The following is a 21921-nucleotide window of genomic DNA, read 5'->3' as shown; positions in this document are numbered from 1 at the left end:
TGATGGGGTGAGGGTCTCAGTCGGCGTCGCCGAGGACCATCCCCGTCGGTGCGGCCTCGAGCCAGGAGTTCAGCGCCGCCCCGGAGACCAGGTCCACGATCGCGCTGACCTCACGCCCGCCGCGCAGGTCGAACTCGAGGAGATAGGAGTCCTCCCCGCCCTCGATCGGGGACGGGAGGCGACGCCGCGAGACGTCCAGGATGTCGATCCGGCGGATCACCACCTCGGGGCGCACCCGCAGCGAGAAGGCCCGGAACCAGCGCAGCCGGTCGTTGCCGAAGCGCATCAGGCCGTGCTGCCAGCTGGTGCCGCCCACCAGCCCCCGGCGCCGCAGCGTGCACTCGAAGGCACCTCGGCGGCGAGAGACCAGCACCTGGCGCAGCACCACGAGCAACGCGGCCACGACGACGAGCATCCCGACCCCCAGCAGGAGGATCGGGATGCTCAGCTCTGTCATGGTCGGAGGGCGCGGATCAGAACCGGGAGTCCTGCGACGGAACGCTCGTCGCGTCGTCCACGCCGATGGTCACGACATCGGAGTCGACCGAGACGAAGCCGCCGTCCACGGCAAGCTGCTCGACGTGGCCGTCCTGGTCGATGATCCGCACCGTGCCGGTGCCGAGGATCGCCAGGGTGGGCTGCATCTGGGGCAGGATGCCCATCGAGCCGTCCACGGCAGGCACGACGACCTGCGCGGCCTCTCCGGTCCAGACGGTCCGGTCCGCGGTGACGAAGGTGACGTCGAGCGCACTCACGCGCCGAGCTCCTTGTCGATGCGGTGCTGGTTCTCGAGCACCATGTCGATCCCGCCGACGTTGAAGAAGGCGGACTCGGTGATGTGGTCGAACTCGCCGTCGCAGATGCCGCGGAAACCCTCGATGGTGTCGCGCAGCGGGACGTCCGAGCCGTCGACGCCGGTGAACTGCTTCGCGAGGTGCGTGTTCTGGGAGAGGAACTGCTGGATGCGGCGCGCACGCGAGACGATGACCTTGTCCTCCTCGGACAGCTCATCGACGCCGAGCATAGCGATGATGTCCTGCAGCTCCTTGTTGCGCTGGAGGATCTGCTTCACGCGCACCGCGGTGTCGTAGTGGTCCTGGCCCACGTAGCGCGGGTCGAGGATCCGCGAGGTCGAGGTCAGCGGATCGATCGCCGGGTAGAGGCCGCGCGAGGCGATCTCACGCGAGAGCTCGGTGGTGGCGTCGAGGTGGGCGAAGGTGGTCGCCGGAGCCGGGTCGGTGTAGTCGTCGGCCGGGACGTAGATCGCCTGCATCGAGGTGATCGAGTGGCCGCGGGTCGAGGTGATGCGCTCCTGGAGCACACCCATCTCGTCGGCCAGGTTGGGCTGGTAGCCCACTGCAGAGGGCATACGGCCCAGCAGGGTCGAGACCTCGGAGCCCGCCTGGGTGAAGCGGAAGATGTTGTCGATGAACAGCAGCACGTCCTGGCTCTGCACATCGCGGAAGTACTCCGCCATGGTCAGTGCCGAGAGCGCGACGCGCAGGCGGGTGCCCGGCGGCTCGTCCATCTGGCCGAAGACGAGGGCCGTCTTCTCGATGACGCCGGATTCGGTCATCTCCTCGATGAGGTCCCAGCCCTCACGGGTGCGCTCGCCCACGCCGGCGAAGACGGAGACGCCGTCGTGGTTGTTCGCCACGCGGTAGATCATCTCCTGGATGAGGACCGTCTTGCCCACGCCCGCGCCGCCGAACAGGCCGATCTTTCCGCCCTGCACGTAGGGGGTGAGCAGGTCGATCGACTTGATGCCGGTCTCGAACATCGTGGTCGCCGATTCGAGCTGGTCGAAGTTCGGTGCCTTGCGGTGGATCGGCCAGCGCTCGGAGATCTCGAGCTCGGAAGCCGGCTTGTTCAGCGGGTTCCCGACCACGTCGAAGACCGTACCGAGCGTCGCATCGCCCACGGGCACGGAGATCGGGGCGCCGGTGTCGGTCACGGCCTGACCGCGCACGAGGCCATCGGTCGGCTTCAGAGCGATCGCACGGATCATGCCGTCGCCCAGGTGCTGGGCGGTCTCGAGCGTCAGGGTCGAGGCCTCGAGGCCCGAGCCTTCCGCCGAGATCTCGATGGTCAGCGCGTTGTAGAGGTTCGGGATGTTCCCCGGGGGGAACTCGATGTCGACGACGGCGCCGGTGACGCGGGCGACGCGCCCGGTGGCGGTCGCGGTCGGAACGGGGGCGGTGGTGGTCATGTGCGTTCTCTCCATGTCGGGCCGACGCGCGGGGCGCTGTCGGCCAGGGTCTCAGCGTTCGGTGCGGCCAGATCCCGAGAGGGCGTCGGCGCCGCCGACGATCTCCGTGATCTCCTGGGTGATCTCCGCCTGACGGGCGGAGTTCGCCAGTCGGGTGAACTTTCGGATCTGGGTCTCCGCGTTGTCGGTAGCGGACTTCATGGCGCGCTGCGTGGAAGCGTGCTCCGAAGCCATCGCCTGCAGCAGGATGTTGATGATCCTCGACTCGACGTATCGCGGCATCAGCTCCGCGACGACGGTGTCGGCGTCGGGAGCGAACTCGTACAGCGGGAACGCCGGTCGAGTCTCGACTGCCCCGGGCGCCACAAGACCCATCGGCACCATCCGGATGGACTTGGTGTCCTGGACGAACCGGGTCTTGAACTGGGTGCCCACGACATACAGCTCGTCGAGGTGCACGGCCGGGTCCTCGCTGAGGAGATCCCCGGTGAGGACTCCCGCGATCTCCCGACCGAGGTTCGGCAGCTCGTTCTCCTTGTACGGAGTCCACGCGCGATGCGGGGGACGATTTCGGAAGCGGTAGTACGACTCGCCCTTGCGGCCGACGACGTACATCACCGGTTCCTTGCCCTCGTCGCGGAGCGTGTTCGCGAGCTGCTCCGCCGCCCGGATCACGTTGTGTGAGTACGGACCGGTCATGCCGCGGTCCGCCGTGATCATCAGGATTCCCGCACGGCCCGTCTGCTGGCGCTCGCTGTCCAGGAACGGGTGCGTGATCTCATCGGAGTGGGTGGCCACCGAGCCGATGGCGCGCGTGAGCGCATCGGCGTACGGCGTCGTCGCCAACACCCGGGCGTGGGCCTTGGCGATGCGCGACGCGGCGACCATCTCCTTGGCCTTGAAGATCTTCTTCATCCCTTGGGCTGAACGGATCTTCTGCTTGTAAACCCTCTGCTGGGCTCCCATGTCTCTCCTCGTGCGGGGTGGATGCGTCCGGCGGATGCCGCCGCCTCCTCAGAGGCGGCGGCAGCTCGCATCAGCCGCGGACGATCTGCTCCTGCTCGATCTGATCGGCTGCCAGTCGGCCGCTCTCGTCGTTGCGCACCGCACCGTCGCCCTTGCCGGCGAGGTAGTCCTGCTTGACCTGGTCGAGGATGCTCGAGAGCTCCTCTTCGGTGGCGGACTCGAACTTGCCGGTGGTGCGGATCGCCTCGAGCACGCCGCCGTTGTGGCGGAGATGCTCGAGCAGCTGACCCTCGAACTCGCGCACGTCCTCGACCTCGAGGTCGTCGAACTTGCCCTTGGTGCCGGCCCAGATCGAGACGACCTGCTCCTCCATCGGGAACGGCGAGTACTGGGACTGCTTGAGCAGCTCCATGAGGCGAGCGCCGCGGCTCAGCTGCTGCTTCGAGGCGGCGTCGAGATCCGAGGCGAACATCGCGAAGGCTTCGAGGTCCCGGTACTGGGCGAGGTCGATCTTCAGCGTGCCCGAGACCGACTTCATGGCCTTGGTCTGGGCGGAGCCGCCGACGCGGGACACCGAGATGCCGACGTCGACCGCAGGGCGCTGGTTCGAGTTGAACAGGTCCGACTGCAGGAAGCACTGGCCGTCGGTGATCGAGATGACGTTGGTCGGGATGTACGCCGAGACGTCATTCGCCTTGGTCTCGATGATCGGCAGGCCGGTCATCGAACCGCCGCCCATCTCGTCCGAGAGCTTCGCACAGCGCTCGAGAAGGCGCGAGTGCAGGTAGAAGACGTCACCCGGGTAGGCCTCACGGCCCGGCGGGCGGCGCAGCAGCAGCGACACGGCGCGGTACGCCTCGGCCTGCTTCGAGAGGTCATCGAAGATGATGAGGACGTGCTTGCCCTCGTACATCCAGTGCTGGCCGATGGCCGAACCGGTGTAGGGAGCGATGTACTTGAAGCCCGCGGGGTCAGAGGCCGGGGCGGCGACGATGGTGGTGTACTCCATCGCGCCGTTCTCCTCGAGCGTCGCGCGCACCGAGGCGATGGTCGAGCCCTTCTGGCCGATGGCGACGTAGATGCAGCGCACCTGCTTGTCCGGATCGCCCGACTCCCAGTTCGCCTTCTGGTTCAGGATCGTGTCGATCCCGATGGCGGTCTTGCCGGTCTGCCGGTCACCGATGATCAGCTGACGCTGGCCACGGCCGATCGGGGTCATCGCATCGATCGCCTTGAGGCCCGTCTGCATGGGCTCCTTGACGGCCTTGCGCTGCATGACGCCGGGAGCCTGGAGCTCGAGGGCGCGGCGGCCCACGGTCTCGATCTCGCCGAGGCCGTCGATCGGGGTGCCGACCGGGTCGACCACGCGGCCGAGGTAGCCGTCACCGACGGGCACGGAGAGGACCTGGCCGGTGCGACGCACCTGCTGGCCCTCCTCGATGCCGGTGAACTCGCCGAGCACGACGACGCCGATCTCGCGCAGCTCGAGGTTCAGCGCGAGGCCGAGGGTGCCGTCCTCGAAGCGGACGAGCTCGTTCGCCATGACGTTCGGCAGGCCCTCGACACGCGCGATGCCATCGGCGGCTTCGCTGACGCGGCCGATCTCCTCGCGCTCGGTGGCGCCTGCCTGATAGGTGGACACCGCAGTGTCCAGGGCGTTCCGGATCTCCTCCGGGCTGATCGTGAGCTCCGCCATCTGGTGCTTCGCTTCCTCTCGGTCTCCCCGCTGGGGGGGGATGGTCTTCACAAAGTGCTGGGGACGCCGGGGCGTCGGGACTAAGTCAGGCCACCAGCTGCGACCGGGCTCGGGAGAGCCGGGCCAGCACGGTGGCGTCGTAGAGGTCGTCGCCGACCTGGATCCGGAGACCGCCCACGACATCAGGGTCGACCTGGAGGTTCATCTGAACCTCGCGGCCGTAGATCCCGGCGAGGACCGCGCCGAGTCGGGACTGCTGTGCCTCGTTCAGGGGCACCGCGCTCGATACTGCAGCGAAGACGCGCCGACGACGATCGGAGGCGAAGCGTGCGAACTCCTCGACCCGCCGGGCCGGCTTGGTCGCGGTGCGACGTCCGACAGCTCTGGCCGCGAGGGCGAGAGCGAGCCGGTGGGTGCGACCCTCCAGCAGCGAGCGCAGGATGGTGGCGCGCTGCGCGGGATCCTCCCGAGAGCCGTCGAGCGCCGCAGTGAGATCACCGCTGTCGTCGATCAGCCGGGAGATCTCGAACAGCTCTCCTTCGACCTGCTCGAGCACGCCCTCGGACTGCGCCTGGGCAAGCAGCGCCGAGACGCCGAGCAGCTCGAGAGCGTCGAGGATGTCCTCCTGCTCGGACCAGCGCCGCTGCACGATCTCGAGCGTCAGCTCGAGGCTCTGCGGGCTGACCCGGCTGTTCAGCAGCGCACGCACGGTGGCCTCCTTGACCGCGGCCGGTCGGCCGGGGTCGGAGAGCGTGCGCACGAGCTGGTTGCTGGAGTCGATGGCATCTGCCACCGAGAACAGCTCCTGGGCTTCGGACTCCAGTGCACCGTTGCCGCCTGCGAAAGCGGCTTCGGCCTGCCGGAGCACCTCGGCGAAGGAGGTGGAGGAGGTTCCTCGCATCACGGTTCCTTATCGGGTGGTGGTCTGGCTCGACTCGAGGTCGTCCAGGAACCGGTCGATCACACGGCGGGAGCGCTCATCGTCGGTGAGTGACTCGCCGACGATCTTGGACGCCAGATCGCTTGCGAGCGATCCGACCTCCCCGCGCAGCTCGGTCGAGGCGGCGATCCGCTCGGCACTCAGCTGCTGACGGCCGTTGGCGAGCACGCGCTCGTTCTCGGCGTCGGCACGGGTACGGGCCTCGTCGACGATCTTCTGACCGTCGGCGCGGGCCTTCTCGCGGATCGAAGCGGCCTCCTGCCGAGCGGCAGCGAGCTCCTGCTCCTGATCGCTCTTGAGCTGGTCGACCTGCTCCTGGACCTTCTCCGCGTTGCGGATGCCGCCCTCGATCTTCTCTGAGCGTTCGTCCAGCACGGCGTTCATGCGCGGGAGCACGAACTTCATGAAGACGAGCACGAAGATCAGCAGGAAGATCGCCGACCAGGCGATCTCCTGCGGGAGCGGGATGAGCAGCCGCCAGCCGGGGACTTCTCCCCCTGCTTCTGCCAGAATCATCTGCTCCGCCTCAGAAGATCAGGCCGGTGACGATCGCCAGCAGCGCGAGGATCTCGGTGAAGGCGACGCCGATCAGCATCGTGGTCTGCAGCTGCGAGCGCATCTCGGGCTGACGAGCCTGAGCCTCAGCGGTCTTGCCGACCAGGATGCCGAGGCCGATGCCCGGGCCGATGGCGGCGAGGCCGTAGCCGATGGTCGCAATGTTGCCGGACACCTCAGCGAGGATCGTGGGCTCCATGGGGGTTTCCTTTCGTTGTGCCGCGTGGGGGCGACGATCAGGTTCTTGGGGGTCAGGCGGGAAAGCACCGCTCGGCGGTGGCCGCGAGGCCGCCCGCCGTGGCGGGGGTCAGTGCTCGTCGGAGGTCGCGAGCTGGATGTACACGGCGGTCAGCATCGTGAAGATGAAGGCCTGCAGTGCGCCGACGAAGATCTCGAAGCCGTAGATGCCGATGGCCATCGCTCCGGCGAAGGGGCTGATCGCGATCAGCCAGTCTCCCGAGAACAGCAGCGCGTGGGTCATGCCGATGAACACGACGATCATCATGTGTCCGGCGACCATGTTCGCGAGCAGTCGGATGGTGAGCGATGCCCAGCGAATCACGACGACCTGCAGCAGCTCGATCGGGATCAGCAGGATGTAGATCGGCCACGGGATGCCGGGGGGCATGGTCTCGGACTTCAGGTAGCCCAGGAAGCCATGCTTCTTGATGCCGGCGCCGACGTAGGTGACGAAGGTCCACAGGGCCAGCAGCAGAGGCAGCCCGATCACCGAGGTGCCGGCGAGGTTCAGGCCGGGGATCACACCGGCCAGGTTCATCGAGAGGATGAAGAAGAACATCGTGATCAGCATCGGGGCGAAACGCTTGCCATCCTTGAGGCCCAGCGTGTTCGCGATGATGTTGTTGTTCACGAAGTCGATCACGAGCTCGACGACGCTCTGGACGCGTCCGGGAACGAGCTTGGCCCGCGAGGCGATGATGCACATGGCGATCAGCACGACGGCGAGGACGATGAGCCGCACCAGCTGGACGCGGTTGAACTCGAACCAGGTCCCCTCGAAGAGGAGCGCCTCCGGGAAGAACTCCCCCAGCGTGGGGATATGGAAGAAGGAGTCCTCTGCATAGAGTGCGGGACTGAGGTCTGCGGTGTTCAGCTCGATCTCCCAGATTCGTTCGACCGTCGAGGACGGCCTGGATGGTCATGCCAGATCGAGTCCACTCGCGGTGCGGCCACCGTGCGTACGGCGATGGACGACGCCATGGCGGCCCGGGTGGTCGATCAGCCCTCGTCTGGTTCACAGTTCTATGCCGTGATCAGCGGTCGAGCGCCTCCGGAAGCATAACAGAGACTCATACTCCGGCAGTGGCCTCGGGCTCCTCCTCGGCGCCCTGATGGGGCTCCACATCCAGGGGCTGGCGGGTGCGGGCCAGCAGCACGGCCTCGACGAGCACCGCCGAGACCGCGCCGACCAGCAGTGCGAGCCCGATCCACGGCGTGGACACACTCGCCAGGTCCTTCACGGCGATCAGGACGAGGATCACAATGAACATCTTGACGGCCCAGCTGCCGAGCACGGTCGCGGCCATCGAGATCGGGGTGAGCCGTTTTCCGAGGAAGGTGATGCCCACTGTCGGCAGCACCATCACGAGGGTGAGCGCCGAGCCGACGAGCGCACCCCAGAGGGCTGCGGGGTCCGGGCGCGTGGCGGCGATGACGACCACGACCGCTGCCAGGAGGACACCCACGGCGAGTGCGATCAGCGTGGCGCGCTGCATGGCCCGGTCGCCAGCGGTGCGGGGCGGCGAGGTCCTGCGGCTGGCCTGCTCGGGAGCGTCGGGGGTCTCAGGGTGAGGGGACATCGGATTCCTTCCGGTGACGGCCGGAGCGCCATCTGAGGGGGTCGAAGGTGAGTAGGACGGCGAACAGCAGACCGATCACCCAGAAGATGACGACCGTGCGCATCGGGAGCACCAGTGGGAGCAGCAGCCCCACCGAGATGACCACGGTCCAGGTGTACATGATCAGCACAGCGGTGCGCTTGCTGTGCCCGAGGCTGAGCAGGCGGTGGTGCAGATGCGCCTTGTCCGCGTGGAAGGGCGACTTGCCGGAGCCGATCCGTCGCACGACCGCGAGGGCGAAGTCCAGGAACGGGACCACCATCACCCCGATCGGGAGCAGGATCGGCAGGAACTGGCCGAAGAAGTCCGCGCCCGAGAGTCTGCCGGGGTCGACCTGGCCGGTCACCGCGATGGTGCTCGCCGCGAGCAGCAGGCCCAGCAGCATCGACCCCGAGTCCCCCATGAAGATGCGGGCGCGGGTGAGGTTATGGGGCAGGAAGCCGAGGCACGCCCCGATCATCACTGCGGTCAGCAGCGCGGCCAGCGAGGAGTAGTCCGTGGCCGAGGAGCTGCGGGTGAGCGTGTAGGCGTAGACGAAGAAGGCGGAGCCGCCGATCGCCATCACTCCGGCGGCAAGGCCGTCGAGGCCGTCCACGAAGTTGACCGCATTCATGCTCACCACCACCACCAGCACGGTGAGGATCAGAGCAGTTCGCCCCGAGAGGACGGTGACGCCGTTGATCGGCAGGGTCACCAGGCTCACGCCCTGCCAGGCCAGCAGCAGCGCCGCCAGCACCTGGCCGGCGAGCTTGGTCACCCAGTTCAGATCCCATTTGTCGTCAGCGGCGCCGAGCAGGCACACGAGGCCTGCTGCGGCGAGGATCGCCCAGGGCTGCCGAGAATCGCGGAAGAGCCCTTCGAGGAAGGGCACGTTGCTCGCGACCAGCATCGCGCAGACCACGGCCACAAGCATCGCGAGGCCGCCGAGCCGGGGCGTGACGGCATCATGCACGTCACGGTCCCGCACCGCTGTCATCGCCCCTGCGCGCCGAGCCAGCAGCCTCACAGCAGGGGTTACCAGGTAGGCGACCGCCGCTGCGAGCAGCAGGAGGAAGAGATAGATCCTCACCCGGGCGTGTTCTCCGCGGGACCGTCCTCCGCGCCGCTGTCCCCGGGTGCGGCAGGGGCCTCACCGATCCCGTCCAGCGGAGTCTCGGCGAGCGGCAGCTCGGCACTGGCCGCGGACTGCTCCGGCTCGGAGGGGAGGTCCAGGACGGAGTCGTCCGACGACGCCGGGGGGTTGGCCGGGGGGTTGGGCGGGGTGTTGGGCGGGGTATTGCCGGCCTCGTCTGCATCGCCCGGGGTGATGCCGGCCGACCCCTCATCGGTGGCCTCCAGCTCCCCCGCCGCTGCGGCGTCGGTCGCTGCGGCCTCCTCCCCGGGCTGCTCGGCATCCTCGGGATCCGTCTCCGGCTCCGCCTCGGGCTCGGGCTCGGGGGCGGTGAAGATGTCCCCGACCGCCTCGATGATCCGCTCCTTGCTGATGGCGCCTTCGCGGACGATCTCCGCAGGGGTCACGGTGGTGTCCAGGATGGTGGAGCTCGAGCCGATCCGGGCCGGTCCCCCATCGAGGTAGATCGCCACCGAATCACCGAGCTGGGTCGCCGCGTCCAGGACGCTCTTCGCAGCGGGCTTGCCGTGGCGGTTGGCGCTCGAGACGGCGAGCGGGCCGGTGCGACGCAGCAGCTCGAGCGCCACCTCGTCCTCAGGCATCCGCAACGCCACGGTGCCGCGCGTTTCGCCCAGGTCCCAGGTGAGCGAGGGCTGGGCGGTGAGGATCAGGGTCAGCGCACCGGGCCACAGCTCCTCGGCGAGCTCCTCGACATAGTCGGGGAGGTCCGCGGCCAGTGCCAGCAGCACGGCGTGGTCGCCGATCAGCACCGGCGGCGGGGTGTCCCGGCCGCGGCCCTTGGCCTCGAGCAGCGCTTCGACCGCCTCCGGCGTGAAGGCGTCCGCGCCGATGCCGTAGACGGTGTCCGTCGGCAGGACGATCAGCTCACCTCCGCGGACGGCGTCGACGGCGGCGGCGAGGGCTTCCTCGCGGTTCTCTGGGTTCTGTGTGTCGTGCACGCTCACCGGGACAGTCTCTCACTTCCGAGGTTCGGTGCCCCCTGGGAGCGGCGCGCGATGAGGAAACGGTCGCGGCCGGTCAGGTCGGGGGCGGTGGTCAGCAGGTCGAAGCCGTCGAGCTCGGCGGCGAGGGCGCGGGTCGCTGCGCCCTGGACGTCCGCGTGCTCCATGATCAGCACTCCGCCGGGTCGCAGCAGGCGTCCGGCCCAAGCGATGACCGCTCGCGGCACCTCCAGGCCGTCGTCCCCGCCGCCGAAGAGTGCGCGGTGCGGGTCATGGTCGATGACCTCCACGTCACGGGGCACGGCGTCGGGCGGGATATAGGGAGGGTTGGAGAGGATCGCGTCGAAGGGTGCAGCGGCGACCAGTTCCGGGATCGCCGCTCTGAGGTCCGCCTGCACGACCCGACCACGGCCGGGTCCCGCCAGCTCGAGGTTCTCGGTGCTCAGCGCCGCCGCAGCGGCATCGACCTCGATGGCCAGCACGGCGGCGCCGGGGATCTCGTCGAGCACCGCAGCGCCCAGCGCACCGGAGCCCGAGCAGAGGTCCGCCACCTGGGTGGGAGCATCCGGGAGGTGCTCGCGCAGGAGGTCGAGGGCCAGCTCGGTCTCCGGCCTCGGGATGAAGATTCCGGGACGCACCGTGAGCATCAGTCGGCGGAAAGGCGCGCGCCCGAGGATCAGCTGCAGCGGCTCCCGCCGCTCGCGGCGGAGGGTGAGCCGCTCGAGGTCTGCGGAGAAGTCCGCCGGGAGCTCATCGAGCATCACCAGCGGCTGCTCGGTCCGCGCCGCATGGGCGATCAGTGCCCGGGCATCGACGCTCGGGGAAGGCACCCCGGCCGCTCCGAGCCGCTGGGTGGTCTCGGCCAGTGCAGTGCGCAGCCGGGCGCGCAGGTCTCGGGCGTCCATCAGAGCCGTTCCTCGGGGGTGCCCGCGCGGGCATCGGCCAGGCGGGCGTCCCGCTCGGCGGTCCGGGAAGAGGCGATCAGGTCGTCGAGGTCCCCGGCGAGGACCTGGGAGAGGTTGCCGGCCTTGTACCCGGTGCGGTGATCCGCGACCCGGGATTCGGGGAAGTTGTAGGTGCGGATGCGCTCGCTGCGGTCAACGCTGCGGACCTGCAGGCGGCGGGTCGCCGAGGACTGCGCCTCCTGCTCGGCGCGGCGGGCGTCCAGCAGGCGGGTGCGGAGGATCCGCAGCGCCTGATCGCGGTTCTGCAGCTGGCTCTTCTGGTCCTGGCAGGAGACCACCACTCCAGTGGGCAGGTGGGTGATCCGCACTGCGGAGTCGGTGGTGTTGACGCTCTGCCCGCCCGGGCCGCTCGAGCGGAAGACATCGATGCGGAGGTTCGCGGGGGCCATCGCCTCGGCCAGCAGCTCCGATTCATCGGCCTCGTCCGCTTCGGGCAGCACCAGCACGCCGACGGCGGAGGTATGGATCCGCCCCTGGGACTCCGTGACCGGGACCCGCTGGACGCGGTGCACGCCCGCCTCATGCTTGAGATGCGCGTAGACGCCGTCACCCGGCCCGGTCGCCGTGCGAGCCGTGATCGCGACGGTGACGTCCTTGAGGCCTCCGAGGTCGGACTCCGCGGAGGTCAGCACCTCCAGGCGCCATCCCTTGGACTCGGCATAGGCGCGGTACATGCGCAGCATCTCGGTGGCGAACAGAGCGGACTCCTCGCCGCCCGCTCCTGCCTTGATCTCGAGGATCACGTCGCGTGCGTCGTCGGGATCGCGAGGGGCGAGCAGGTCGTCGAGATGCTCGTGCTCGTGCTCGAGGCGGGCGGCGAGCTGCTCGGCCTCTGCGATCAGCTCCTCGTCCCCGTCCTCCAGGGCGATGAGCTCGCGGGCGGTCGCGAGATCCGCGGCAGTGCTCTCCATCCGCGCGGAGGCGGCGAGCACGCTCTCCAGCTCCGCATAGCGCCGACCGACTCGTCGGGCACGGGCCGGGTCATCATGCAGGGCGGGATCGGCCATCGACTCCTGGAGTCGGGCATGCTCGAGGCGCAGCGGAGCGAGGCGATCTGCAGCGTCTTGCTCGCTCATCGGTGCATCTTCCTCTGCGGCCCGGGCTCCGAACCCTCACATGCGACGACGCCGGTGCACGCCCGCAGGCGCGCACCGGCGTCGGAGACGTCGATCAGTTCTTCTTGCCGTAGCGGGCCTGGAAGCGAGCGACGCGGCCGCCGGTGTCCAGGATCTTCTGCTTGCCGGTGTAGAACGGGTGGCACTCGGAGCAGACCTCGGTGCTGATGGCACCGTTGCTCTTGGTGCTGCGGGTGGTGAACGAGTTACCGCAGGTGCAGGTCACCGTGGTCTCGCCGTAAGCGGGGTGGATATCAGCCTTCATGACTCTCCTTGCTCGGGGTCGCTGGGTCGGCGCCCGGCGGGCACCGTGAACCAGAACCGACGTCACAGTCTGCCACGACCAGCCCCTCCCGGGCGAGGGCTGTGGGTGCGGCGTGCGCAACATCGCGCTGCTCAGGTGGAGGCACGCACCTCCAGGCGGTACGGCACCACCCGGTGGGCGCCCTCCCCCTGCAGCGGGACGGAGCCGTCGAGCATCCCGGCGACGAGCGAGACCGTCTCCCGGGCCACCGCCTCGATGTCGATGCTCAAGGTGGTCAGCTCGGGGGTGACCAGCGAGCCGATCTCGAGGCCGTCGATGCCCACCAGGCGCACCTGGTCCGGCACGGTGATCCCGAGCTCGCGCAGGGCCCGCAGCAGACGGACGGCGAGTTCGTCGTTGAAGGCGACGAGCGTATCGACCCCGTCGGCGAGGACCTCCTCGAGGAGCTCCCTGTGTCCCTCCCTCGCATCCACCTCGCGCACCGGCACCTCGCCCTCTGGGACCAGCGGCGAGAGTGCGGCGGCGAGCGCGAGGCAGCGTGAGCGGCCGAGCCCGCCGGTGAGGTCGAGCACCAGGGGTCGGCGAGCACCGGACCGGCCCAGGTGCTCGGCAAGCTCCGCCATGGCGGTGCCCTGCGCCAGCTCGACCACCCCACCCTCATCGAGATGGGAGCGATGAGAATCCAGCTGGACCACCGGCATCCCGCCCCGGCCACGGATGTCGTCGGTGAGCACCCCGTAGCCGACGAGCGCGTCGACCCGTCGCGCCAGATCCCCTGCCACCTGCTGAGGGTTCGGGGCGTTCATCGCCTCGGCGAGCACCACGTTCCAGCCATGGGGTGCGCAGGCGCGGACCACTGCGGCGCCGAGCTCTGCGAAGTACGAGTTCGAGAGATCCTCCACCACCAGGCCGAGAGTGATCGGGCCCTGCTCGACGAGTCCGCGGCCGAACCGCGAGGGCCGGTAGCTCAGCTCCTTCGCGGCCGCGAGCACCCGCTCCCGGGTCCCCGCGCTGATGCCGGGCAGATCGTTCATCGCGCGCGAGACGGTCTGCCGGGAGACCCCGGCCCGCTCGGCGACGTCGACGATCGTGGCCCGGCGTGGCATGCCGCTCATCGTACCGGCGACTTGAGATCCAACCAGGCCATCTCCTCCGTGGTCAGCTCGACGCCCAGTCCCAGGGTGGACGAGCGCATCTCGGCGATGCTGCGGGGGCCGAACAGGGCGAAGGTCGGGAACTTCTGGTGCAGCACGAAGGCCAGCGCGATCGCCGTGGCCGGAACCCCCCGCTCGGCGCCGAGCTGCTCTGCGCGGGCGAGGCGTTCGAAGTTCTCGTCGCTGTAATAGCAGCGCACCAGCTCTGCATCCGAGCGGTCCTCCGGATGGGCGCGGCCGGTGAAGAAGCCGCGTGCCTGCGAGGACCACGGCAGCAGGGCGATGCCGCGCTCCTCGAACCAGGCCTTGGACTCGGGGTCGGTGGCGTGGACGCAGCCTGCCCACGGCACGTCCAGCGCCTCGGCGAGGCCGAAGTGGTTGGAGACGCCGACGAACCCGGTGCGTCCGTTGGCACGGGCGTACTCGTTGGCCTCGTCCACGCGGGCCGGGGTCCAGTTGGATCCGCCGTAGGCGCGGATCCGGCCGGCGCGCAGGTGCTCGTCCATCGCGTCCACGAACTCCCCGACGGGGATCTCGGGATTGTCGCGGTGCATCATGTAGAGGTCCGCATAGTCCGTGCCCTGACGCTCGAGGGACTCCTCGAGCTGGCGCGTGATCGACTCCGGGTCGCAGTGAGGGGTGTGCGCTCCCTTCGTGATCACGACGACGTCCTCGCGGACCCCGCGGTTGCGCACCCACTGGCCGAAGAGCTTCTCGATGTATCCGCCGCCGTAGATGTAGGCGGTGTCGAAGGTCGTTCCGCCGATCTCGTAGAAGGCGTCGAACATCGCCGATGCCTGGGGCAGGGTCATCTGGTTGTCACAGCCCATCACCAGGCGGGAGATCTGCTTCTCGATCCCCGGGATGCTGCCGTAGGTCATGGCCGGGCCCGTCTGGGCCGAGCCGTGCTCGATCGGGCGTCCGGTGAGGGTCGGGATATCTGCGTCCTCCGCTTCGAAGGGGTACTGCAGCCCGATCTGCTCGCGCCAGGAGTCCAGCGCCCGTGCCTGGCCTAGCGAGTTGTCCGCGGTGAGCTCGGGGACCTCTCCTGCTCCGCGTGCTGCCGCGGCGAGCGCATCGGCCTCGAGGGCATATGGAGCGGCGGCCGGCACCTCGATCCGCTGCGGCTGCTCCCCGACCACGTCGAGCTCGATCACCGTCGGCTCCTGGCCGAGAGCCCAGGGATCGGACAGCCGGATCACGCCGCGGGAGCCCGTGATGGTCGCGGACTGCGGATCGGCCAGACGCACCCCGGTGCGCAGGCTCGCGGTGATGTCGCCGGGCAGTGTGAGCTCGGCGGTGGCCCATTCGTCCACCCCCGTCTGGCCGATGGTCCCGTGGCCGGTGACGGTGAGCGGATCGGCGAAGGCTCGGCCCTGTGCGGCTCCGGCGACGAAACGGGCCAGGGACATCGGGTAGCAGCCCACGTCGAGGATGCCGCCTCCGGCGATGGCCGGGTCGAACAGGCGCCCGCTGCGGCCGCCGGTGTCGAAGGCGAAGGACGCATCGACATGGGCGACATCGCCGATCGCGCCCTCGGCGACGAGGTCGAGCACGCGCTGGGTCTGGGGGTGGAAGCGGTACATGTATGCCTCCAGCAGCACCCGGCCGGTGCGTGCGGCCAGATCGAGGAGGGCCATCGAGGTGGCGGCGTTCGGGGTGAGCGGCTTCTCGCACAGCACGTGCTTGCCCGCTTCCAGGGCCATCGCGGCCAGCCGGGCGTGACCGGTATGCACGGTCGAGATGTACACGGCATCGACCTGTTCGGAGGCGAGCACCTCGGCGTAGTCACCGATCAGCGCGGGCTCCGCGAGGGGGAACTCGTCGGCGAAGCTCTGCGCCCGCTCCTTGGAGCTGCTGCCGACGGCGACCAGGACACCGTCCTGGGAGGCGGGCAGCTGGGAGGCGAAGCGACGAGCGATCGAGCCGGGGCCAAGAACAGCCCAGCGGAAAGGGGAGGAATCGCGATGCATGGAGGGGTTCATCCTTCTGAAGGGGTCCGACACTGGACGTGAACGTTCACGAGGGATCACGCTATCCCCTCTTCCCCGTCCTCACAAGCGTTGCCGGGAAGCAGGCCCGGAAGCTCCCGGCCGCAGACGCCGCAGGGCCTGCCCACCATGGTCGGTGGGCAGGCCCTGCGGCGTCTGCGACCTGCGCAGTGACGGGTGACGCCGGGTCAGTCGCCGCTGCGCCCGTTCACGCTCGGGGTGTTCTTCTGGACCGTCATGAGGAACTCGGTGTTCGACTGAGTCTTCTTGACCCGCTCCATGAGTATCTCGAGCGCCTGCTGCTGCTCGAGCGAGCCCAGGACACGACGGAGCTTCCACATGATGGCCAGCTCCTCCTTGCCCATCAGCGCCTCCTCGCGGCGGGTGCCGGAGGCGTTGACATCCACTGCCGGGAAGATGCGCTTGTCCGCCAGATGGCGGGACAGTCGCAGCTCCATGTTGCCGGTGCCCTTGAACTCCTCGAAGATGACCTCGTCCATCTTGGAGCCGGTCTCCACCAGGGCCGAGGCCAGGATGGTCAGCGAGCCGCCGTGCTCGATGTTCCGCGCCGCGCCGAAGAATCGCTTCGGCGGGTACAGCGCCGAGGCGTCCACACCACCGGAGAGGATGCGGCCGGAGGCCGGGGCGGCGAGGTTGTACGCGCGGGACAGGCGGGTGAGCGAGTCCAGCAGCACGACCACGTCGCGGCCCATCTCCACCAGTCGCTTGGCGCGCTCGATGGCGAGCTCGGCCACGATCGTATGATCCGAGGCAGGGCGGTCGAAGGTGGAGGCGATGACCTCCCCCTTGACGGTGCGCTGCATGTCGGTGACCTCTTCGGGACGCTCGTCGACGAGCACAACCATGAGGTGGACCTCAGGGTTGTTGGTCGTGATGGCGTTCGCGATCTGCTGCATGATGATCGTCTTGCCGGCCTTCGGGGGCGCGACGATGAGTCCACGCTGGCCCTTGCCGACGGGCGAGACCAGATCGATCAGCCGGGGAGCGACGCTCTTGGGATCGGTCTCCAGTCGCAGCCGCTCGTCCGGGTACAGCGGAGTGAGCTTGCTGAAGTCCACCCTCTGGCGCGCACGCTCAGGAGGCATCCCGTTGATGGTGTCGACCTGCACCAGCGCCGCGTACTTGCTCTGGTTCCCGCCACCGCCGCCGCTCTTGCCGCGGCGGTTCCGGCCACCGCCATGGTGCTGCTGCGGCTGCTCGACATAGTGGTCCTCGCCGTCGCGCGGCGCCTTGACCTGCCCGGTGATCGCATCGCCCTTGCGCAGACCTGCGCGCTTGACCTGATTCATCGTCACGTACACGTCGCTCGCACCGGGCAGGTAGCCGGTGGTGCGCACGTAGGCGTTGTTGTCGCGGATGTCCAGGATGCCGGCGATCGACATCAGCTCATCGCCGTCGCGGGAGTCACCGCCGTCCTGCTGGCCGCCCTGGGTCGACGAGCCGCCCTGGCTCCGCTGGCCGCCCTGGTGGTGCTGGCCCTGCTGACCGCCCTGGCCACCCTGACCACCCTGGCTGCCCTGACCGTCCTGCTCGTTCGCAGCGCCACGGCCGCGACGCTTTCGGTCGCGGGAACGGTTCCGGCTGCGGGACCGACCGCGACGGTCGTCGTCGTAGTCATCCCCGCCCTGGCGATCGTCATCCTGCTCGCCGGAGCGATCCGGCAGCTCGATGTCTTCGAGCCGGCGGCGCTGGTTGCCACCCTGCTGGTTGCCACCCTGCTGGCCGCCGCTCTGCTGAGTGCTGTCCTGCTGGCCACCGCTCTGCTGGCCGCCGCCCTGCTGGTTGCCGCTGCGCGAACCGCGCTGCTGGTCGCGTCCACCACGCTGCTGACCGCCGCTTTCGCGGCCGTCGTCCTGCTGGCTGCGATCCTGCTGGCCGCGGTCCTGCTGGCTGCGGTCCTCGTGACGTTCTGCAGCGTCCTCTGCACGCTCGTCCTGCTGCCCGCGCGAGGCGGAGCTGCTCGGCAGCTCGATGCCCAGTGCAGGGGCGCCCTCGTCCTGTCGTGCGGCAGCCTGGCTGCCGCGACGGGAACGGGACCGGCTGCGGGTGCCCTGCTCGGCCCGGTCATCGCCGGACTCGCCCTGCGGGTTCTGCTGAGCCTGTTCGGCGGGAGCCTCGCTCCGCGCCGGAGCTGCCTGCTGGGCGGGGGCCTCTGCGGCAGGGGCGGCAGCGGCGGGCGCTGCGGCGGAAGCGGGTGCTGCTGAGGTCGATCCACCCCCGCGGATCGCGTCGATCAATTCGCTCTTGCGCAGCCGACGAGCGCCCTTGATGCCGCGCTCGGCGGCCATGGCCTGCAGTTCGGGAAGCTTCTTCGCCGCAAGGTCTGCGCCGGAAGTGGTGTCGTTCACCCGGGTTCCTTCCTGTCGAGCCGTTCTCGCCGGCTCTGTTCTGGTCTGGATGCCGCGCAACGCCGGGAGCTCTCGGGCTCCGGGTGCTGCAGCGACTGGTCCGAGCAGGGTTGTTCCCCCAGGATGCAAGGCATCTGTGGTCGGCCTGCCGGTGTGGTTCTGGGTGCGTCAGCGGAGGTGCACGGACCTGCGGGGCACATCATGAAGGGTGCGCGAGGACCGTGCGAAGCACTGATCAGGGGACACATCGAGGCGCGGAGTTCTGCGCACAGCATCCACCGGGGATCTGCTGCAGGGTTCAGCGCCGTGCGATATCGCCTGGACGCAGGCTCAACCTACCACAGGGGCGGAAGGGATCTCTCGCAGCCGCACCTCAGCGATCCGCCAGGCTTCGGGGTCCGTGACGAAGCGACGCACCAAGGGGGCGAGCTCTCTGCGATGTCCCGACAGCACCAGCACCGAAGGGCCCGCGCCGGAGACCACTGCAGGGTGGCCCTCACGGCGCAGCACCTTCATCAGCTCAATGCTCTCGGGCATACCTGCGGAGCGCTGCTCCTGGTGGAGGCGGTCCTCCGTCGCGTCCAGCAGCAGCTCGGGAGCGCCGCTGAGCGCGTGCACGAGCAGCGCGGCACGGGAGGCGTTGTGGACGGCATCCTGGTGAGGGACGTGCTCGGGGAGCAGACCGCGGGCCTGATCGGTGGAGAGCGTCGTGCGCGGCAGCAGCACCACAGGGTGCAGCACTCCTTCAGCACAGGCCAGGGACACTGCGCGGGCCGTGTCGCCGTGCATCCAGGAGAGCACCACGCCACCCAGGAGCGCCGGGGCGGCATTGTCGGGATGCCCTTCGAACTCAGTGGCCAGCTGCAGGACAGCCTGGTCATCCAGAGCCCGCGGATCAGAGATCATCCCCCGCGCGAGCAGCAGGCCGGCGATCGTCGCCGCGGCGCTCGAGCCCAGGCCACGGCCATGCGGGATCCGGTTCAGCGCGCGCAACCGCAGTCCGGTCTGGGGAGCACCGGCATGATCCAGACCGCGGCGCAGAGCACGCACGACCAGATGGTCCTCCCCTGCGGGGACCGCACCGGCGCCCTCTCCCTCGACCTCGATCTCGATCGAACCGGTGGTCGCCTCGACCGTCAGCTCGTCACAGAGGTCCAGCGCGAGCCCCAGGGTGTCGAAACCGGGCCCGAGGTTCGCGGAGGTCGCGGGGACCTGCACGGACACTCGCGTGTTCTGGATCCTCACAGGCCGATGGCCTCCGCTGCGGCGGCGATGTCGACCGGCACGACGGTCGGCGTCAGGTCGTGCTGGGTCAGGGCGGTGTCGGTGTCCTTGAGTCCGTTGCCGGTGACCGTGATCGCGATCGTCGCCCCGGCCGGGACCAGCCCTCGCTCGGCCTGCTGCAGCAGGCCGGCGACGCCGGCCGCAGAAGCTGGTTCGACGAAGATACCGACCTCGCCGGCGAGGAGCTTCTGCGCATCGAGGATCTGCTGGTCGGTGACGGCATCGATGAGACCACCGGAATCGTCGCGCGCGGTCACGGCGAGGTCCCACGAGGCCGGCGCGCCGATCCGGATCGCGGTGGCGATCGTCTCGGGGTCGCTGATCGGGTGGCCCGCCACGAACGGTGCGGAGCCGGCGGCCTGGAAACCCCACATCTGCGGCAGCGACTGCGTGATGCCTGCCTCGCGGTACTCGCGATAGCCCATCCAGTAGGCGGAGATGTTCCCCGCGTTGCCGACCGGGAGGATGTGGATGTCCGGAGCCCTGCCCAGGGCATCGCTGACCTCGAAAGCGGCGGTCTTCTGGCCCTGGAGCCGATAGGGGTTCACGGAGTTCACGAGCTCGATCGGATGCTCTGCGTCCAGCTTGCGGGCGATCTCGAGGCAGTCGTCGAAGTTGCCGTCGACCTGGATGAGCTTGGCACCGTGGACCACTGCCTGGGCCAGCTTGCCAGCAGCGATCTTGCCCTGCGGCAGGAGCACCGCACAGGTCAGGCCCGCGGCGGTGGCGTAGGCGGCGGCCGACGCGCTGGTGTTCCCGGTGGAGGCGCACACGACAGCGGTCGCACCGTCGTTCAGCGCCTTCGTCATCGCGGAGACCATTCCCCGGTCCTTGAAGGAGCCCGTCGGGTTCATCCCCTCGACCTTGATGTGCACGTCCGCGCCCACGGTCTTCGACAGGGTGGGCGCGTGCAGCAGCGGGGTGCCTCCCTCCCCGAGGGTCAGCAGGGTGTCGTTCGCGGTGAACGGGAGGTGCTCGAGATATTCGGCGAGGACGCCGCGCCACTGGTGTGCCATTGGGTCATTCTCCTTCGATGCGCAGGACGGAATCGATGCTGAGCACCGTGGCAGTGGAGGAGAACACATCCAGAGAGGCGGTCATCGCGGACTCGAGCGCACGATGGGTGCTGATGCCGATGTGGGCACGGGCCTGCTCCCCCTCCTCTCCGCGTTCGTCCAGCAGCTCCTGGTGGATGGTCGAGATCGAGATCCCGTAGCCCGAGAGGGTGCCGGCGATCTCGGCGAGCACACCGGGGCGGTCCTGCACGGTCAGGGAGACGTAGAACGCACTGCGCAACTCCTCGAGCGGGATCGACTCGAGCTCGGCGTAGCGGGACTCCCGCGGTCCCACTCCCCCATGGACCCGGGCGCGGGCAGCGGAGACGACGTCGCCGAGAATCGCGGAGGCGGTCGGTGCACCGCCTGCACCCTGTCCGTAGAACATCAGGGAGCCGGCGGCCTCTGCCTCGATGAACACCGCGTTGTACGCCTCGGAGACCGAGGCCAGGGGGTGGTGGTCGGGGATCAGTGCCGGGTAGACACGGGCTGAGATCCGCTCGCCGCCCTCCTCCTCGATCCGCTCGACGATCGAGAGCAGCTTGATGGTGCGTCCCATGCGGGCGGCTGCGGTGATGTCCTGCGCGGAGACGGCGGTGATGCCCTCGCAGTGCACGTCCGCGAGCCGGACCCGGCTGTGGAAGGCGAGCGAGGCGAGGATGGACGCCTTCGCCGCCGCGTCGTGGCCCTCGACGTCCGCCGTCGGATCAGCTTCCGCATAGCCGAGCTCCTGGGCGTCGGCCAGGGCGTCCTCGAAGCTCGCCCCGGTGCGCGTCATGGCGTCGAGGATGAAGTTGGTGGTGCCGTTGACGATCCCGAGCACGCGCTGGATGCGGTCCCCCGCGAGGGACTCGCGCACCGGGCGCACCAGCGGGATCGCGCCGGCGACCGCTGCTTCGAAGTAGAGGTCCACGCCATGGGCGTCGGCCGCTTCGTAGAGCGAGGCACCGTCCTGGGCCAGCAGCGCCTTGTTGGCGGTCACCACGCTGGCTCCGTGGATCATCGCGTCCAGCAGCAGCGTGCGGGCCGGCTCGATGCCGCCCATCACCTCGACCACCAGATCCGCCTCCCGCACCAAGCGGGTCGCGTCGTCGGTGAGGAGGGCCGCGGGCACGTGCTCTCCGCGGTCCCGGCCGAGATCGCGCACGGCGACGCCGATCACCTCGAGCCGAGCCCCGATCCGGTGGGTGAACTCGCTGCCCTGCTGGGAGAGCAGGCGCAGCACCTCAGAGCCGACGGTCCCGGCGCCGAGGACGGCGACTCGGAGCGTCGGCAGATCCGGGGACACCGGGCTGCCTGAATGGTGCAATGACATCTGCGAGGTGGTCCTTCCACGGGGTCCGACGGATCGGCGGAGGCGGGCCCCCGCACTGTATCCGAGGGGGAGGGCGCTCCGTGACCCTGCATGAACGATTGCGACAGCCG

At 69.2% G+C, this 21921-nt stretch carries 21 protein-coding genes; all 21 read right to left on the bottom strand.

Going from position 1 to position 21921, the window contains the following annotated elements:
* Positions 1-16: 16 nt before the first annotated feature.
* Positions 17-457, bottom strand: a complete 441-nt coding sequence (locus ACT3SQ_RS10605) for a DUF2550 family protein (protein WP_441444783.1) — start codon at positions 455-457, stop codon at positions 17-19.
* Between the two features lie 16 nt (positions 458-473).
* Positions 474-755 carry a F0F1 ATP synthase subunit epsilon gene (locus ACT3SQ_RS10600; protein ID WP_441444782.1) on the bottom strand — a complete coding sequence of 94 codons (282 nt, stop codon included), beginning with the start codon at positions 753-755 and terminating at the stop codon, positions 474-476.
* Positions 752-2209, bottom strand: a complete 1458-nt coding sequence (atpD, locus tag ACT3SQ_RS10595) for a F0F1 ATP synthase subunit beta (RefSeq protein ID WP_441444781.1) — start codon at positions 2207-2209, stop codon at positions 752-754. The genes ACT3SQ_RS10600 and atpD overlap by 4 nt, the downstream gene beginning before the upstream one ends.
* Before the next feature lie 51 nt (positions 2210-2260).
* Entirely contained in the window at positions 2261-3175 is a 915-nt protein-coding gene (locus ACT3SQ_RS10590; RefSeq protein ID WP_441444780.1) for a F0F1 ATP synthase subunit gamma, read from the bottom strand.
* 70 nt (positions 3176-3245) lie between these two features.
* The gene (gene atpA / locus ACT3SQ_RS10585; protein WP_444601125.1) at positions 3246-4871 is read right to left on the bottom strand and encodes a F0F1 ATP synthase subunit alpha; all 1626 of its coding nucleotides are present in this window, start codon (positions 4869-4871) and stop codon (positions 3246-3248) included.
* Between the two features lie 85 nt (positions 4872-4956).
* Positions 4957-5772: a F0F1 ATP synthase subunit delta gene (locus ACT3SQ_RS10580; protein WP_441444778.1), complete on the bottom strand. Its 816-nt coding sequence runs from the start codon at positions 5770-5772 to the stop codon at positions 4957-4959.
* A gap of 9 nt (positions 5773-5781) precedes the next feature.
* Complete coding sequence (locus ACT3SQ_RS10575) at positions 5782-6327, bottom strand: F0F1 ATP synthase subunit B (protein WP_441444777.1); 546 nt, start codon at positions 6325-6327, stop codon at positions 5782-5784.
* Positions 6328-6337: 10 nt separating this feature from the next.
* Positions 6338-6565, bottom strand: coding sequence for an ATP synthase F0 subunit C (gene atpE / locus ACT3SQ_RS10570; protein WP_087485484.1), 228 nt, complete (start codon positions 6563-6565; stop codon positions 6338-6340).
* A gap of 108 nt (positions 6566-6673) precedes the next feature.
* Positions 6674-7417, bottom strand: a complete 744-nt coding sequence (gene atpB, locus ACT3SQ_RS10565; RefSeq protein ID WP_441444813.1) for a F0F1 ATP synthase subunit A — start codon at positions 7415-7417, stop codon at positions 6674-6676.
* 259 nt (positions 7418-7676) lie between these two features.
* Positions 7677-8186: a hypothetical protein gene (locus ACT3SQ_RS10560; protein WP_441444776.1), complete on the bottom strand. Its 510-nt coding sequence runs from the start codon at positions 8184-8186 to the stop codon at positions 7677-7679.
* Positions 8170-9294, bottom strand: coding sequence for an MraY family glycosyltransferase (locus ACT3SQ_RS10555; RefSeq protein WP_444601124.1), 1125 nt, complete (start codon positions 9292-9294; stop codon positions 8170-8172). Before ACT3SQ_RS10555 ends, ACT3SQ_RS10560 begins: the two co-directional genes overlap by 17 nt.
* Positions 9291-10301, bottom strand: a complete 1011-nt coding sequence (locus ACT3SQ_RS10550; RefSeq protein WP_441444774.1) for an L-threonylcarbamoyladenylate synthase — start codon at positions 10299-10301, stop codon at positions 9291-9293. Before ACT3SQ_RS10550 ends, ACT3SQ_RS10555 begins: the two co-directional genes overlap by 4 nt.
* Positions 10298-11203 carry a N5-glutamine methyltransferase family protein gene (locus ACT3SQ_RS10545; protein WP_441444773.1) on the bottom strand — a complete coding sequence of 302 codons (906 nt, stop codon included), beginning with the start codon at positions 11201-11203 and terminating at the stop codon, positions 10298-10300. The genes ACT3SQ_RS10550 and ACT3SQ_RS10545 overlap by 4 nt, the downstream gene beginning before the upstream one ends.
* On the bottom strand, positions 11203-12339 hold the full coding sequence (gene prfA / locus ACT3SQ_RS10540) for a peptide chain release factor 1 (protein WP_441444772.1): 1137 nt from the start codon (positions 12337-12339) through the stop codon (positions 11203-11205). Before prfA ends, ACT3SQ_RS10545 begins: the two co-directional genes overlap by 1 nt.
* Positions 12340-12433: 94 nt before the next feature.
* Positions 12434-12643 carry a 50S ribosomal protein L31 gene (rpmE, locus tag ACT3SQ_RS10535; RefSeq protein WP_345079107.1) on the bottom strand — a complete coding sequence of 70 codons (210 nt, stop codon included), beginning with the start codon at positions 12641-12643 and terminating at the stop codon, positions 12434-12436.
* Positions 12644-12774: 131 nt separating this feature from the next.
* A complete protein-coding gene (locus ACT3SQ_RS10530; protein ID WP_441444771.1) occupies positions 12775-13749 on the bottom strand; it encodes a LacI family DNA-binding transcriptional regulator in 975 nt (324 codons plus the stop codon).
* Between the two features lie 5 nt (positions 13750-13754).
* Complete coding sequence (locus tag ACT3SQ_RS10525) at positions 13755-15770, bottom strand: aldo/keto reductase (protein WP_441444770.1); 2016 nt, start codon at positions 15768-15770, stop codon at positions 13755-13757.
* A gap of 206 nt (positions 15771-15976) precedes the next feature.
* On the bottom strand, positions 15977-18157 hold the full coding sequence (rho, locus tag ACT3SQ_RS10520) for a transcription termination factor Rho (RefSeq protein WP_444601123.1): 2181 nt from the start codon (positions 18155-18157) through the stop codon (positions 15977-15979).
* Between the two features lie 330 nt (positions 18158-18487).
* Positions 18488-19402, bottom strand: a complete 915-nt coding sequence (gene thrB / locus ACT3SQ_RS10515; protein ID WP_441446076.1) for a homoserine kinase — start codon at positions 19400-19402, stop codon at positions 18488-18490.
* Positions 19399-20457 (bottom strand): threonine synthase, encoded by a 1059-nt coding sequence (gene thrC, locus ACT3SQ_RS10510; protein WP_442332099.1) that lies wholly within the window; start codon positions 20455-20457, stop codon positions 19399-19401. The genes thrB and thrC overlap by 4 nt, the downstream gene beginning before the upstream one ends.
* Before the next feature lie 4 nt (positions 20458-20461).
* Positions 20462-21811 (bottom strand): homoserine dehydrogenase, encoded by a 1350-nt coding sequence (locus ACT3SQ_RS10505; RefSeq protein ID WP_441446078.1) that lies wholly within the window; start codon positions 21809-21811, stop codon positions 20462-20464.
* Between the last annotated feature and the right edge of the window lie 110 nt (positions 21812-21921).

Origin of the sequence: Brachybacterium sp. AOP42-C2-15, assembly GCF_052377065.1 — a bacterium.
Classification (GTDB): domain Bacteria; phylum Actinomycetota; class Actinomycetes; order Actinomycetales; family Dermabacteraceae; genus Brachybacterium.
This window is presented reverse-complemented; position numbering and strand designations above follow the sequence as displayed.